Source organism: Streptomyces polyasparticus (assembly GCF_014493765.1).
Classification (GTDB): domain Bacteria; phylum Actinomycetota; class Actinomycetes; order Streptomycetales; family Streptomycetaceae; genus Streptomyces; species Streptomyces polyasparticus.
On sequence record NZ_JACTVJ010000001.1, the window covers coordinates 317,251 to 332,363 of the forward strand.

The 15,113-nt window shown below is 68.0% G+C and carries 12 protein-coding genes and 1 pseudogene; 6 read left to right on the forward strand and 7 right to left on the reverse strand.

Annotated elements, in window-relative coordinates:
- Window positions 1-36: 36 nt before the first annotated feature.
- Window positions 37-1,566, reverse strand: coding sequence for an RNA-guided endonuclease InsQ/TnpB family protein (locus tag H9Y04_RS01315; protein WP_236070494.1), 1,530 nt, complete (start codon window positions 1,564-1,566; stop codon window positions 37-39).
- Between H9Y04_RS01315 and H9Y04_RS01320 the strand changes: the two are divergent.
- A pseudogene (locus H9Y04_RS01320) lies at window positions 1,550-2,374 on the forward strand (SDR family oxidoreductase). The gene H9Y04_RS01315 and the pseudogene H9Y04_RS01320 overlap by 17 nt on opposite strands.
- Before the next feature lie 45 nt (window positions 2,375-2,419).
- On the forward strand, window positions 2,420-3,367 hold the full coding sequence (locus H9Y04_RS01325) for a phosphotransferase family protein (protein ID WP_438818059.1): 948 nt from the start codon (window positions 2,420-2,422) through the stop codon (window positions 3,365-3,367).
- Window positions 3,368-3,491: 124 nt separating this feature from the next.
- Here H9Y04_RS01325 and H9Y04_RS01330 read toward each other — a convergent pair whose 3' ends face one another.
- The 6 genes from H9Y04_RS01330 to H9Y04_RS01355 all read right to left on the reverse strand — a co-directional run bounded on the left by H9Y04_RS01330 (window position 3,492) and on the right by H9Y04_RS01355 (window position 9,919).
- A complete protein-coding gene (locus H9Y04_RS01330; protein ID WP_187811720.1) occupies window positions 3,492-3,671 on the reverse strand; it encodes a YbdD/YjiX family protein in 180 nt (59 codons plus the stop codon).
- Window positions 3,671-5,878 carry a carbon starvation CstA family protein gene (locus H9Y04_RS01335; protein ID WP_187811721.1) on the reverse strand — a complete coding sequence of 736 codons (2,208 nt, stop codon included), beginning with the start codon at window positions 5,876-5,878 and terminating at the stop codon, window positions 3,671-3,673. Before H9Y04_RS01335 ends, H9Y04_RS01330 begins: the two co-directional genes overlap by 1 nt.
- 140 nt (window positions 5,879-6,018) lie before the next feature.
- The gene (locus tag H9Y04_RS01340) at window positions 6,019-6,213 is read right to left on the reverse strand and encodes a YbdD/YjiX family protein (RefSeq protein WP_187811722.1); all 195 of its coding nucleotides are present in this window, start codon (window positions 6,211-6,213) and stop codon (window positions 6,019-6,021) included.
- 43 nt (window positions 6,214-6,256) lie between these two features.
- Window positions 6,257-8,461 carry a carbon starvation CstA family protein gene (locus tag H9Y04_RS01345; RefSeq protein ID WP_308800817.1) on the reverse strand — a complete coding sequence of 735 codons (2,205 nt, stop codon included), beginning with the start codon at window positions 8,459-8,461 and terminating at the stop codon, window positions 6,257-6,259.
- 214 nt (window positions 8,462-8,675) lie between these two features.
- Window positions 8,676-8,984, reverse strand: coding sequence for a hypothetical protein (locus H9Y04_RS01350; RefSeq protein WP_187811723.1), 309 nt, complete (start codon window positions 8,982-8,984; stop codon window positions 8,676-8,678).
- Between the two features lie 155 nt (window positions 8,985-9,139).
- Complete coding sequence (locus H9Y04_RS01355) at window positions 9,140-9,919, reverse strand: GntR family transcriptional regulator (protein ID WP_187811874.1); 780 nt, start codon at window positions 9,917-9,919, stop codon at window positions 9,140-9,142.
- A gap of 317 nt (window positions 9,920-10,236) precedes the next feature.
- Between H9Y04_RS01355 and H9Y04_RS01360 the strand changes: the two genes are divergently transcribed.
- The 4 genes from H9Y04_RS01360 to H9Y04_RS01375 all read left to right on the forward strand — a co-directional run bounded on the left by H9Y04_RS01360 (window position 10,237) and on the right by H9Y04_RS01375 (window position 15,060).
- Window positions 10,237-11,535 (forward strand): sugar ABC transporter substrate-binding protein, encoded by a 1,299-nt coding sequence (locus tag H9Y04_RS01360; RefSeq protein WP_187811724.1) that lies wholly within the window; start codon window positions 10,237-10,239, stop codon window positions 11,533-11,535.
- A gap of 115 nt (window positions 11,536-11,650) precedes the next feature.
- Complete coding sequence (locus H9Y04_RS01365; protein ID WP_187811725.1) at window positions 11,651-12,667, forward strand: carbohydrate ABC transporter permease; 1,017 nt, start codon at window positions 11,651-11,653, stop codon at window positions 12,665-12,667.
- Window positions 12,664-13,575 (forward strand): carbohydrate ABC transporter permease, encoded by a 912-nt coding sequence (locus tag H9Y04_RS01370; RefSeq protein ID WP_187811726.1) that lies wholly within the window; start codon window positions 12,664-12,666, stop codon window positions 13,573-13,575. Before H9Y04_RS01365 ends, H9Y04_RS01370 begins: the two co-directional genes overlap by 4 nt.
- Before the next feature lie 9 nt (window positions 13,576-13,584).
- Complete coding sequence (locus H9Y04_RS01375; protein WP_187811727.1) at window positions 13,585-15,060, forward strand: glycoside hydrolase family 3 protein; 1,476 nt, start codon at window positions 13,585-13,587, stop codon at window positions 15,058-15,060.
- Window positions 15,061-15,113: the final 53 nt, after the last annotated feature.

Here is a 15,113-nt window from a genome sequence, read left to right on the forward strand (position 1 = left end):
GCGCCAAATGTTGTCCTGACTGGTGCAGCCATGGGTTCACCTCGGCGAATTGCCGAGTTCTGCTTCAATTGACATCCTCCCCCTCTTCCTGGGGAAGAGGGGGATTCCAATCCGAGTGGATTGAGGTTCACGGGCGTTCGAACGGCCGATGACCGCTGTCACCCCTCCGGCACCGGCGGTTTGCCGGGGGCGGGGAATCCCGCCCTGTCCTGCCGCGACGTTGTTGCTTGCGTTCTCATCAGCGTTCCAGGTGAAGCCGCAGGACACACAGATGAAGTCGGCTTGGCTCTTGCGCGACTTCTTGTCGATCCATCCGCAGGCACTGCAGCGCAGCGAGGTAGAGGTATAGGAGGCGGGGACGTCCTGGACCCGGCCCGGGGCTTTCTGTTCGGTGCGTCGCCGGAGCAGGCCCCAGCCCTGAGCGAGGATCGCCCGGTTCAGTCCGGCCTTCTGCCTGACTCTCTTGCCAGGCTGCTCGGGCGTTCCCTCAGCAGAACGAGTCATGTTCTTGATGTTCAGTTTCTCGAACCGCACCAGACGGTAGGTTCTGGCCAGCATGGTGCTGGTCTTCTCGCACCAGTCCTTGCGCCGACTGGCTTCGCGCGCCTTGAGCTTCGCGACCTTGGCGTACGCCTCGGCCTTGACCTTGCTGCCCTTTGAGGCGCGGGCTCCACGCCTCTGGTGCTTGCGGATCTGCGCGCGCTCCTTGACCGTGAGCTGCGGGCAGTTCAGCTTCCGCCCATCGGACAAGGCGGCAGTGATGGTCACACCCCGGTCGATGCCAATGACCGCGTCCGTGTCGGCCGCGCCAATCGGTTCAGGGATCACGGCGAACGCGATGTGCCATTGCCCGTTACGGAAGGTTACGCGGAACGTCTTCGCACTCGGCAGCTTCGCGCCCTTGCCTGTGGCGCTGAGCCGGAAGCGCACCCAGCCACAGCCGGGCACCTGCACCTGCGCCCACCGCCGGTTCAACCGCTGCACCACCACCGACCGGGCCAGTACCTGCCCGCCTTTGGCGTTCAGCTTCGCCGACCCGTCCTCGTTGCGCTCGGGCACTCGTCTGGTGCCGATGACCCGGAAGCCCTCGTGCACGTACTTCCGGCGCCATGTCGGTTCACCGAAGCCGGAGGTGAACCGGGCGCTTTTGGCCTTCGCGAAGTCCTTGAGGGCCTGTTGCTGCACGTCGGCGTTACCCGCTCCGAGCCACTCGTTTTCTCGTCGGGCCTCCGTGAGTTGACGGCACTGCTCGACGAAACCCGGCGCGGTCTGGCGCCCTTTGGACCAATGCGCATGCTGTTCTACAGCAAGGTTCCACACATACCGCGCGTGTGCGCAGTGATCGAGCATGATGCCCGCCTGCTCTTTCGTCGGGTACATCCGGAACCGTGCCACGTTGCGAACTTGGGCATCCAGTTCCTCATCCGTAAGAGCAAGCGGTCCGCCCCACTCGTGTGGGTGACTTCGCTCCTTGTTGCCCGCGTTGGTGACGCACATCTGTCGGGCGGCCGGAGCCCGAGCGGCCGAAGCGTCGTCTACGCTGCCGCGGGTGACGGTTCTGATCATCGGTGGCAGCGGGTGCCTGGGCAGTGAGCTGGTCCGGCTGGCGGCGGGGGCCGGGCCTGAGACGGTGGCGAGCTTTGCGACCGTTCCCGGCGGTACTCCGGGCGTTCGGTGGTGTGCACTCGACCTGCGTGACGCCGGGCGGATCGAAGGCGTCCTTCGCCGAGGTGAAACCGCGCGTCGTCATCAACGCCACCAGTGGCGGGGCGGATTGGGCGGTGACGGCGGAAGGTCCCGTCCGCCTGGCGATGAGTGCGGTGACGTACGGATGCCGCCTGATCCATGTGTCCAGCGACGCCGTGCTCTCCGGCGCTTCCGTTCACTATGACGAAACCTGCCTTCCCGACCCCGTCACGCCTTACGGAGCCGCGAAAGCCGCTGCCGAGACCGGCATCCGGCTGGTGGCGCCGGATGCCGTCGTTGCCCGCACCTCGCTGATCATCGGAGACACCCGGTCCACGCACGTACGCGCAGTCCATGAACTGGCATCCGGCACCCGCGAAGGAACCCTGTTCACCGATGACTTCCGCTGCCCGGTCCACGTCGGCGATCTGGCCGCAGCGCTGCTGGAACTCTCGGATTCGGACGCACGCGGTGTCCACCACCTCGGGGGCGCCGACGCCGTCAGCCGGTACGAGCTCGGCGTCCTCGTCGCCATGCGCGACGGACTCGACACCTCCCGGTTGGTGAAGGGGCTGCGGAGCGATTCGCCGATCCCTGGAGCCTGGACGCCCGTCTGGACAGCCGCGCCACCCAGCGTGGTCTGCGTACGAGGTTGCGTGGTGCACGGGAGTTTCTGGCCGTCGATTGATCGGTATCGTTCGACGACGAATTCTGATCATGGGGGATCGACGTGGTGCCTGAGGTGCAGAGCTGGGACTCGACGCGTGCCTGGGTGGAGAAACAGCTGGCCGAGGGGGAACGCATCGAAGGCGTCACGCGGTTGCGAGGCGGGTGGACCTCGCAGATGCGGCGTCTGGAGGTGCGAGGACCGGGCGGCCGGCGGTGGCTGGTGCTGCGTTCCTTCACCAAGCCGTTCTACGTACGGCATGCCGATGGCCTGCTGACACGTGAGGCGGATGTGCTGCGGCTGCTCGCGGAAACGCCGGTGCCTGCGGCCGAGTTGGTGGCCGTGGACGCGACGGCGCAGTACTGCGGCCATCCGTCTCTCCTGATGACCTTGCTCCCCGGGTCGGTGCGTCTGGAAGACTCCGGGGCCGGGCGCCGTGCGGATGTGCTGGCCCGGCAGCTGGCGGGGATTCACCGGCTGCCGGTGGAGGGTGCGGCGCGGCCGCGGACGTATCAGGCGTGGACCTCGCCCGAGCGGGTCGGCCGGCCCGAGGCCACGGCGCGTCCCGAGCTGTGGGAGCGCGCTGTGGATGTCATCCGGCGCGAACCCCCGCCGTACGAGGGCTGCTTCCTGCACCGGGACTTCCATCCCGGCAATGTCCTGTTCACCGGGGACGGCGGTGATCTGCGGATCAGCGGCGTGATCGACTGGGTGGAGACCTCATGGGGCCCGGCCGATCTGGACGTGGCCCACTGTTCGACTGCCCTGGCCTTGTTGCACGGCGTCGACGCGGGGATGGCCTTCGCCGGTCGGTATGCCGCCGAGGGAGGAACGCTGTCCGGGGACCGCGCCGCCCACCTCTACTGGCGGCTCCTCGATGCCCTGGCCTTCGCACCCGACGCCGAGAAGGTCGCCGTCCCGTGGCGGGAGTTGGGCCGGTCCGACCTGACGCCCGCAGTCCTTGGCGGTCGACTGGAGGGGTACCTCCAGGCACTTTTCGAGCGGTACGTCTGAGGCGCGACCTGCCCTTCGGGGCGGTGCTCCGTGCGCTGTCGTCCGGACGCAGTGGAACGGGTCGTCGGATACCCTGAGGGGACCGACGGCCCGTTCCAGTACTGGTTGCTGCTGTCGGCGCGGGTCAACAGCAGCGGAACCCCTCCCGGGGGTCCGCCTCCTGTGCATCCGTCCGGTCCCGGTAGAACTCGCGGCGGGACTTGGGGACTTGGCCGTGGGAGCGGGTGTGGGCCACGTACCGGTCGTACACGGCCTCGCCCGAGAGCTCACGCCACCAGTAGCGGACCTGCTCGAGGAGCGTCATCAGGACTTCCCGGCCGCCACCGGCGTACCGCCTTCGGGCGCGGACTCGGCGGCGGCAGCCGCCAGTTCCGCCTTCTCCTCGGCCGTCGCCCACAGGCCCGCCGGGGCCACGATCTTGGACTCGACGTACTCGGCTTCCTTGATCTCGGCCGAGCCCGGGTTGCGGATCGCCTTGATGCAGACGCGGGTGGCGTCGGCCAGGACGATGACGATGAGGATCGCGAAGATCGCCGCGAGGACGCCGTCCACCGTGGAGTTGGTGACGATGGTCTCCATGGCCTCGCGGGTCTTCGCCGTGCCGAGCTCCGTTTTCCCCGCGTCGAGCGCGTCCTGGTAGAGGTCGCGCTGCGCGAAGAAGCCCACCTTCGGGTCGTCCGAGAACACCTTCTGCCAGCTGGCCGTGAGCGTGACCGCCACGTCCCACGCGAGCGGAATACCCGTCACCCAGGCCCACTTGAGGCGGCCCGACTTGATGAGCAGCGTCGTACCGACGGCGAGCGCGACCGCGGCGAGCAGCTGGTTGGCGATACCGAAGAGCGGGAACAGCTGGTTGATGCCGCCCAGCGGGTCGTGCACGCCGACCCACAGGAAGTAGCCCCAGCCGCCGACGACCACGGCGCTGGTGAGCCAGACGCCCGGCTTCCAGGAGACGTCCCGCAGCGGCTTCCACACGTTGCCGAGCGTGTCCTGGAGCATGAAGCGGCCCACGCGCGTACCGGCGTCGACGGTCGTGAGGATGAACAGCGCCTCGAACATGATCGCGAAGTGGTACCAGAACGCCTTCATCCCAGCACCACCAATCACCGCGGAGAAGATCTCCGACATGCCGAGCGCGAAGGTGGGCGCACCACCGGTCTTGCCGGCGATGGAGGGCTCGCCGACGTCCTTCGCCATCTGCGCGAGCTGGTCGGGCGTGATGGAGAAGCCGATGCCCTTGACGAACTCGGAGGCCGACTCAAGGGTCGGACCGAGCGCACCCGCGGGGGAGTTGACCGCGAAGTAGAGGCCGGGCTCCAGGATGCAGGCGCAGATCACGGCCATGATCGCGACGAACGACTCCGTGAGCATCGAGCCGTATCCGACCAGCCTGACCTGCGTCTCCTTCTGGATCATCTTCGGTGTCGTACCGGAGGAGACCAGGGCGTGGAAGCCGGAGAGCGCACCGCAGGCGATGGTGATGAACACGAACGGGAACATCGATCCCGCGAAGACCGGGCCCTGGCCGCTGGTGGCGAAGGCGGTGACCGCGTCCATCTTCATGGTCGGCATCGCGATGACGACGCCGAGCGCGAGCAGCACGATCGTGCCGACCTTCATGAAGGTCGAGAGGTAGTCACGCGGCGCGAGCAGCATCCATACGGGCAGCACGGAGGCCAGGAAGCCGTAGATGACCATCCAGATGACGAGCGTGCCCGGTTCGAGCGTGAAGGTGTCGGCGAGTGAGGACTCGGCGACCCAGCGGCCGGAAACGATCGCGAGGAGCAGCAGCGCGACACCGATGACCGAGACCTCGGTGACCCGGCCCGGACGCAGAACGCGCAGGTAGACGCCCATGAACAGGGCGATCGGGATGGTCATCGCGATGGAGAAGACGCCCCACGGCGAGCCCTTGAGCGCGTTCACGATCACCAGGGCGAGCACCGCGAGCAGGATGATCATGATGGCGAACACGGCGACCAGCGCGGCCGCACCGCCGAAGGGGCCGATCTCGTCCCGCGCCATCTGGCCGAGCGAACGGCCGTTGCGGCGCGTGGAGAAGAACAGCACCACCATGTCCTGGACGGCACCGGCGAAGATCACGCCGGCCACGATCCAGATGGTGCCCGGCAGATAGCCCATCTGCGCGGCGAGCACCGGACCGACCAGCGGGCCCGCGCCGGCCACGGCCGCGAAGTGGTGGCCGAAGAGCACACGGCGGTCGGTGGGGTGGAAGTCGACACCGTTGTCGAGGCGTTCGGCCGGGGTCGCGCGCTTCTTGTCGACCTTCAGGACACGGTTCGCGATGAACTTCGCGTAGAAGCGGTATGCGATCGCATACGAGCCGAGCGCGGCCGCGAGCAGCCAGGCCGCCGAGATCTCCTCACCCCGCGAGAGGGCGAGCACGCCCCAGCCGGTGGCGCCCACGAGGGCGACCAGCGACCAGATGACGATCGACTTGGGAGTTATCCTCCGCGCTGGTCTGCTGGTGTCCGGCACTGTTTCCGGCATGGTGGCTCCGTCCCCTAGATCACCGTGTAACTCGGCCGAAATCTAGGGGTGCCGGACCGGGATACGGAAGCCCCTGTCCGCATATCGGTCCCCGGACAGGGGCTTTGCTCACGTATGCGAATCCCTGTGGGGCGCGTCCGTCAGCAGCAGCGGAACCCCTGCCGGGGATCCGCCTCCTGCCGGTCGGTCCGCTCCCGCTCGAACGCGCGGCGCGAGGGCACGGGAGCGTCCGGGTGGTCTTTGCGTACATGGGCGACATAGCGCTCGTACGCGGTCTCTCCGGTCAACTCCCGTACGTACCACCAGATCTTGGCAGTCGCGGACTTCACGGTCATGGAGCCACCTCCTGCACGGTCATGGGGCCACCTCTTCGCACGGTCATGGGGCCACCTCTTCGCGCGGACCGTCGGTGCGCCCACCGCCGGACCCGAGCCCCGCCGCCCGCAGCTCGGCCTTCTCCTCCTTGGTGGGGAAGAGCTGGGCGGGCGCGATGTACTTCGACTCCACGTACGGCTCCTCGTGCGAGACGACCGATGCGGGATGGCGTATCGCCTTGATGCATACCCGGGCCGCGTCCGCGATCACCAGGATCACGAGCAGCGCGAAGAGGGCCGAAAGGACGCCGTCCACCGTGGTGTTGGTGACGATGGTGTGTGCGTCGTCCAGCTCCTTGGCGGTGAGCTCCTGGCCGTTCGGCTTCAGGCCGGTGTCGATCTGCTTCTGCGCCACGTCGCCCTGCGCGAAGAACCCGACGCGGGGATCCGCGGAGAACACCTTCTGCCAGCTCGCGGTGAGCGTCACGGTCGCCACCCAGGCCAGCGGAACGCCGGTCACCCAGGCCCACTTGAGCCGTCCCGACTTGATGAGGAGCGTGGTGCAAACGGTCAGCGCCACGGCGCCGAGCAGCTGGTTGGAGATGCCGAACAGCGGGAAGAGCTGGTTGATCCCGCCGAGCGGGTCGCGGACGCCCACCCACAGGAAGTAGCCCCACAGGCCGGTCACGATCGCGCTGGAGACGATGAGTCCCGGCCACCAGCTGACGCGCTTGAGCGGCTTGTAGATGTTGCCGAGGGTGTCCTGCAGCATGAAGCGGCCGACGCGGGTGCCGGCGTCGAGCGCGGTGAGGATGAACAGCGCCTCGAACATGATCGCAAAGTGGTACCAGAACGCCTTGAGCCCGTCCCCGGTCACCGAAGCGAAGATGTCGGCGACACCGATCGCGAAGGTCGGCGCCCCTCCCGTACGGCCCCACAGCGTGGCCTCTTCGACCGACTTGGCGTACGCGGCCATATCGGCCTCGGTGAGCGTGAACCCCCAGCCCTGGATGGTGCTCACCCAGTCCTGGACCTCGGCTCCGAGCACCGCGGGCGCCGAGTTCATGCCGAAGTAGAGGCCCGGGTCGAGGACGCAGGCCGCGATCATCGCCATGATCGCGACGGAGGACTCCAACAGCATGGAGCCGTATCCGATCATGCGGACCTGGGTCTCCTTCTCGACCATCTTCGGCGTCGTGCCCGAGGAGATCAGCGAGTGGAAACCGGACAGCGCCCCGCACGCGATGGTGATGAAGACGAAGGGGAAGAGCGATCCGGCGAACACCGGTCCCGTGCCCTGCGTGGCGAAGTCCGTGACCGCGTCCATCTTCAGGCTGGGCGCGGCGACCACGACGCCGATGAAGAGCAGCCCGATGGTGCCGAGCTTCATGAAGGTGGAGAGGTAGTCACGCGGCGCGAGCAGCATCCATACGGGGAGCACGGAGGCGACGAACGCGTAGGCCACCAGCCAGATGACCAGCGACTCCTTGCTGAGCGTGAAGGCCTCCGCCCAGGAGGACTTGGCCACCCAGCGGCCCGCGACCAGGGCGATCAGGAGCAGGGCGACACCGATCAGCGAGACCTCCGCGATCCGCCCCGGCCTGATCACCCGCAGGTAGAAGCCCATGAACAGGGCGATGGGGATGGTCATCCCGATGGAGAAGACGCCCCAGGGCGAGCCGGCGAGGGCGTTCACGATCACCAGGGCGAGCACCGCGAGCAGGATGATCATGATGGCGAACACGGCGAGCAGCGCGGCCGCGCCACCGATCGGGCCGATCTCCTCGCGCGCCATCTGGCCGAGCGAACGGCCGTTGCGGCGGGTCGAGAAGAAGAGCACCACCATGTCCTGCACGGCGCCCGCGAAGATCACGCCGGCGATGATCCAGATGGTGCCCGGCAGATAGCCCATCTGCGCGGCGAGCACCGGGCCGACCAGCGGGCCCGCGCCGGAGATCGCGGCGAAGTGGTGCCCGAACAGCACGCGCCGGTCGGTGGGTTGGTAGTCGATCCCGTTGTCGAGGCGCTCGGCGGGGGTGGCCCGCGTCTTGTCGACCTTCAGGACCTTGTACGCGATGAACTTCGAGTAGAAGCGGTAGCCGATCGCGTACGAGCCGAGCGCGGCGGCCACCATCCAGGCCGCCGACACCTCCTCGCCGCGCGACAGGGCGAGCATGGTCCATCCGGCCGCGCCCACCAGAGCGACGACGGTCCAGATGACTATGGAGCGGGTCTTCCTTGGGTCAAGGCCGGTGGTTGCGGTTGACACGGGCGTCCCTCCCGTTCATGCGGCGACGGGAGGACGGTAGAGCAGGAATGTGATGTGCGCTACACCGCGTGCTGAACGGGGTCGGCGCCGCGTGTTGAAGGGGGTCGGCGCCGGAGGCGCACCGCGTAGGCACCGTGTGCCGCACGGCGACGCCCCCGGTGGGCGGGCCCAAGTCCCTTGGCCGGTGGCCGAGTCGAGGGCCCGCCCGGATGCCTCAGGCCCAGTCGATCACCGCGGAGAGCGCGCCGCGGGTCGGACCGCAGTCGACCAGGGACGTCATGTTCCAGTCGGCGTTGGCGCGCCGCCAGGGCCCGTAGACGGTGTTCTTCGTGGTGCCGTTGGTGCAGACGACCTGGGCGCGGAAGGTCTTGTTCGAGACGCCTGCCGGGCACTTGGCCCAGCCCAGATGGCCGGAGGTGCCGGTGCTGCAGCCCGCCGCCTGGGCGGGCGCGGCCAGCGCGACACCGCCGAGCATCAGCACCCCGGTCAGGCCTGCGGTGGCGAGCTTCTTGCCGATACGCATGGAGGATCCCCCTCGGTCGAAGTGATCACGTGGTCGGTGTGATCGCTCAGGACCGTAAGGGGATCTTGACGGCCGGGGCAAGGGATTAGTCCGTACCAATTCGCCTGCCCTGTGCCGGAGTTGGAACGCGGGACGGACCGTGAGCCGCCGCCCCGTCAGTCGTTCGGACGCTTGAGGCGGGCCACGAACTTGTAGCGGTCGCCGCGGTACACCGAGCGCACCCACTCCACCGGCTTGCCCTCCGCGTCCACGGAGTGCCGCGACAGCATCAGCATGGGCAGGCCCACGTCCGTACCGAGCATCGCCGCCTCGGTCGGGGTGGCCAGGGAGGTCTCGATGGTCTCCTCGGCCTCGGCCAGGTGGACGTCGTAGACCTCGGCCAGCGCGGTGTAGAGCGAGGTGTACTTGACCAGCGAGCGGCGCAGCGCGGGGAAGCGCTTGGCCGACAGGTGCGTGGTCTCGATGGCCATCGGCTCGGCGTTCGCGAGCCGCAGACGCTGGATGCGCAGGACGCGGCCGCCGGTGGTGATGTCGAGCAGCTCGGCGAGCCGGTCGTCGGCCGTGATGTAGCCGATGTCCAGGAGCTGCGAGGTGGGTTCGAGACCCTGCGCCCGCATGTCCTCCGTGTACGAGGTCAGTTGGAGCGACTGCGAGACCTTGGGCTTGGCGACGAAGGTGCCCTTGCCCTGGATCCGCTCGAGCCGGCCCTCGACGACCAGCTCCTGCAGCGCCTGGCGCACGGTGGTGCGCGAGGTGTCGAACTCGGCGGCGAGCGTGCGCTCCGGGGGCACGGGCGTACCGGGCGGCAGCGTCTCGGTCATGTCGAGCAAGTGCCGCTTGAGCCGGTAGTACTTGGGGACGCGGGCCGCACGGCCGGGACCCGTCGGTTCTCCGGTGGTGCTGCCGCCCTGGTTGGTGCCGGCCTCGGTGCCCATGCGTCCGCCCGTCTCCTGGCTGCCGCCGCGGGTGGCGCCCTGCTGCGGCTCCTGTGCTGCTGCCGTCACCGGCTCCTCCGTCTGTCGCGGCTCACATCGTGGCATGGCCCTGTCCCGGCCAGTCGCCCTCGCTCAGGTGTCGGTCCGGTAACGGGATATGGAGCCCCTCTTATACACCCTTGACACCCCCAAAGGTCTAGGCCAAGCTCCCCGTACTGGTCTACACCATTAAAGACCAGGTCCCAGCCCCACGAACAGTGTCCTGTCGATGTCACCGAAGTGGGTGGGGGGTTGCTGGATTCCCTGAGGAGGGTGACGTGAAGCGCAAGCTCATTGCGGCAGTGGGTGTCGCAGCCATGATGACCGGTGTTGCTGCGTGTGGTTCGGACGACGGCGACAGCGCTGCGAAGGACCCGAAGGACCGCAAGGAAACACTGACGGTCTGGCTGATGTCCGACGCCCAGACCTCCTGGCCTGAGCTGGTCAAGGACGTCAACGACCAGTTCAAGAAGAAGTACCCGAACGTCACGGTCAAGGTGCAGTACCAGCAGTGGGCCGACAAGGCCAAGAAGCTGGACACCGCACTCGGCGGCGACAGCTTCCCGGACGTGGTCGAGCTCGGCAACACCGAGACCATGCAGTACATCCTCAACGGTGCGCTCGCGGAGATCGACCCGAAGAAGTACGACAACAGCGACACCTGGATCCAGGGCCTCAAGGACACCTGCTCCTTCGAGGGCAAGCTGTACTGCGTCCCCTACTACGCCGGTGCGCGCGTCGCGATCTACAACACCGACATGTTCAAGAAGGGCTCCGGCAGCGACAAGCTGCCCGAGACCGAGGCCGAGATGCTCACCGCTCTCGACAAGGTCCAGGCCGAGTACGGCAAGAAGGACAAGCGCTTCTCCTCGCTCTACCTGCCGGGTCGCTACTGGTACGCCGCCATGTCCTACGTGGCCGCGTACGGCGGCAAGATCGCCGAGTACGACGAGGGTTCCAAGGAGTGGAAGGCCTCGCTCTCCAGCCCCGAGGCCAAGCAGGGCATCGAGCACTTCATCGACCTGGTGAAGAAGTACAACAAGGGCGACATCACCAAGGACGAGCAGGACCACGCCAACGTCATGGCCAACGAGAAGGCCGCCCTTCTCTACGGCAACGGCTGGGAGTCCGGCGTCGTCATCGACCCGAAGGCCAACGGCAACCCGAAGCTCGAGGGCAAGATCGCCACGGCCGGTATGCCCGGTCCGAACGGCAAGGCCCTGCCCTCCTTCATCGGTGGCTCGGACCTCGCGGTGACCGGCAAGTCCAAGGTGACCGACCTCGGCCAGGAGTGGATCTCCCTCTTCACGAGCGAGAAGTCGCAGGACGTCCTGGTCTCCAAGAACATCCTGCCGAACAACACCAAGCAGCTCGAGCCGCTGAAGGCGAAGCCGGAGACGGCCCCGATCGCCAACGCCGTGCCGGACGCCTGGTTCACCCCGATCGCCCCCGGCTGGACCGCGATCGAGAAGGAGGAGGTCCTGGAGGTCATGCTCCTCGACATCCTCAAGGGCAAGTCGGTGGACGAGTCCATCAAGAAGGCCGAAGACAAGATCAACGAGCTGATCAACAAGTAGTCCCGAGCCGACAGGCTCCCTGGCGGCGGGTGAGGCCCAAGCACCAACGGGTCTCGCCCGGCCGCCCCTTTCGGTGCACCCGACGGTGCAGTGCGACAAACGGAAGGTCAGCCACGTGAGTGCCGCCGACACCACCCAGGCCACGGGGACCGGTGTCCCCGCGCAGCGGGCAACCGAAGAACCCGGGCACGTCCCGGTCAAGTCGTCGCCCGGCGGCACCCGCCGCGGCGCCAGGAAGTACAAGAAGGGGGCGCTGCTCCCGTATCTCCTGATTCTGCCGGCGATCATCGCGGTCGCCGCCGTGTACGCGTATCCGCTCGTCAAGACCGTCATCATGTCCTTCCAGGACATGGGCCGGCGCGAACTGTGGACCGGACAGGACCCGCCATGGGTCGGCTTCGAGCAGTTCACCAACATCCTCGGGGACTCCGAGTTCTGGATGGTCACGGCCCGCACGGTGCTCTTCATGACCGTCTGCGTGGTGATCACCATGGCCGCCGGCCTGCTGATCGCCCTGCTGATGCAGCGCGTGTCCACCTGGATCCGCCTCGCGCTCACCGCGGCGCTGGTCGCCGCGTGGTCGCTGCCCCTGCTCGTGGCCACCTCCATCTTCCGGTGGCTCGCGGACTCGGACTACGGCCTGATCAACACCCTGATCGCCAAGGTGGTGGGCGAGGACTTCCTCGGCCACAACTGGTTCCTCGACCCCTGGCAGGGCTTCGCGATCATCTCGGCCCTGGTCATCTGGGGCGCACTGCCCTTCGTGGTCATCACGCTGTACGCGGCGCTGACCCAGGTCCCCAAGGACCTGGAGGAGGCCGCACAGCTGGACGGCGCGAACGCCTTCGGCGTCTACCGCTTCGTCACCTGGCCCGTCATCAAGCCGGTGTTCGTCATGGTGACGACGCTGTCGGTCATCTGGGACTTCAACTGCTTCGGCCAGATCTGGCTGCTGCGCGGCAGCAAGCCCGAGCCGGAGTACGAGACCCTCGGCCTCTACTCCTTCTCCAAGGCGTTCGAGTCCACTTCCTTCAGCCAGGGCACCGCGATCGCCCTGATCACCGTGCTGCTGCTGTCCGGCGTGGCCGTGTACTACCTGCGCCAGCTGATCAAGACAGGAGAGGTCGAATGAGCGCCTCCGCCTCCACCCCGGTCGCCAAGTCCGACGCCGCAGGCGTCCGGGGCGACGCCGGCCCTCAGCAGGTGCTGCGCCCCGACCGCAAGAAGACCCGCCTCGGCTACAACATCATCGGGCTCGTCGTCACCGTGATCATGGCGTTCCCGGTGTACTGGCTGGTCATCAGCGCCTTGCGCCCCAACCACGAGATCCGGTCGTACGACCAGACCCTGTGGCCCTCGTCGATCACCTTCGACAACTTCAAGCGCGCGGTCAACCAGCCCAACTTCGACACGGCCATCCAGTCCAGCCTCATCGTCGCGATCGCGGCGGTCGTCGGCGGCATGGTGATCGCGACCCTCGCGGCCCTCGCCATCGGACGGTTCAACTTCTTCGGCCGCAAAGCACTGCTCATGGTGCTCATCCTGGTGCAGCTGCTCCCGCCGACGGCGATGCTCATCCCCATCTACGCCCAGCTCAACACCATGGGCGGACTCAACGAGTACTGGGGTCTCATCGTCGTCTACCTCGTGTCGACCCTGCCGTTCGCGGTCGTCATGATCCGTGGGTTCGTCGTCAACATCCCCGTGGAACTCGAGGAGTCCGCGATGGTCGACGGCTGCACCCGCATGGGAGCCTTCCGCCGGGTCGTGTTCCCGCTGCTCGCCCCCGGCCTCGCCGCCGCCTCGATCTTCGCCCTGGTCAACGCGTGGAACGAATACCTCTTCGCGTACGTCCTGATGAACGACAACGACAAGTACACACTGAACGTGTGGCTGATGACGTTCACGACGGAACGGGGCACGGACTTCGGCGCGTTGATGGCCGGTTCCACACTCATCGCCCTGCCGGTGGTGGTCTTCTTCATGATCGTCCAGAAGAAGATGGCCGCCGGTCTCACCTCAGGCGCCGTGAAGGGATAACCCCCGGACATGACGACACTCGCCCGCGGCACCGACACTCTGACGCGCGATGCCCTTGCCGTCCTGCAGCCCGGCTTCGTCGGGACCAGCGCACCGGACTGGCTGCTGCGCCGGATCGGTGAAGGTCTGCACTCCGTCGGCCTGTTCGGCCGCAACATCCACTCTCCGGAACAACTCGCCGCGCTCACCGCCCAGTTGAGGGCCGAACGCGACGGCGTCCTCGTCGCCATCGACGAGGAGGGCGGCGACGTCACCCGCCTCGAGGTGCGCACCGGTTCCTCGTTCCCCGGCAACCACGCGCTCGGCGCGGTCGACGACGACGTGCTCACCCACGACGTGGCGGCCGAGCTCGGCCGCCGCCTCGCGGCCTGCGGCGTCAACCTCAACTGGGCGCCGTCCGCCGACGTCAACTCCAACGCCGACAACCCCGTCATCGGGGTCCGCTCCTTCGGCGCGGATCCCGCCGCGGTGGCCCGGCACACCGCCGCGTACGTCCGGGGCCTGCAGTCCTCCGGCGTCGCGGCCTGCACCAAGCACTTCCCGGGGCACGGCGACACGAGCGTGGACTCGCACCACGCACTGCCGCGGATCGACGCCTCGCCCGAGGTGCTGCGGGAACGGGAGCTCGCGCCGTTCCGCGCCGCCATCGCCGCCGGCACCAAGGCGGTCATGAGCGCGCACATCCTGCTGCCCGCGCTCGACGCGGATCTTCCGGCCACCCTCTCGCACCGCATCCTCACCGGACTGCTGCGCGAAGAGCTCGGCTTCGACGGTCTGATCGTCACGGACGGCATGGAGATGCAGGCCATCTCCGCCACGTACGGCATCGAACGCGGCAGTGTCCTCGCCATCGCCGCCGGTGCCGACGCGATCTGCGTGGGCGGCGGCCTCGCGGACGACGACACGGTGGTCCGGCTGCGGGACGCGCTCGTCGAGGCCGTGCTCAGCGGCGAACTCGCCGAGGAGCGCCTCGCGGACGCGGCCGCCCGGGTGCGCACGCTGGGGGAGTGGACCGCCGCTTCCGTACGGGGAGAGGGCGCGCCCCGGACCGACATCGGCCTGGTCGCCGCACGCCGGGCGCTCAAGGTGACGGGCTCGGGTCCGCGCCTGGACGCGCCCGCGTACGTGGCGGCCTTCACGCCGATGGCCAACATCGCGGTCGGCGACGAGACGCCCTGGGGGGTGGCCGCGGAACTGGGCCGGATGCTCCCGGGCACCGAGACCGGCTCGTACGGCGACGGTGTCTCGGCCGGCGAGGTGCTCGCGGCCGCGGGTACCCGCCGCGTCGTGGCGGTGGTGCGCGACGAGCACCGCCACCCGTGGATGTCCGCCGCGCTCGACGGGCTGCTCGCCGCACGCCCCGACACGGTCGTCGTCGAGATGGGCGTCCCGCAGTCCGCACCCCGCGGCGCCCTCCACGTGGCGACGTACGGAGCGGCCCGGGTGTGCGGAGTGGCCGCGGCGGAGGTCCTCACGGGTCCCTGACCCCGGCGACACACACGCCAAGGGCGCCTTTTCCACGGGGGGGAAGGCGCCCT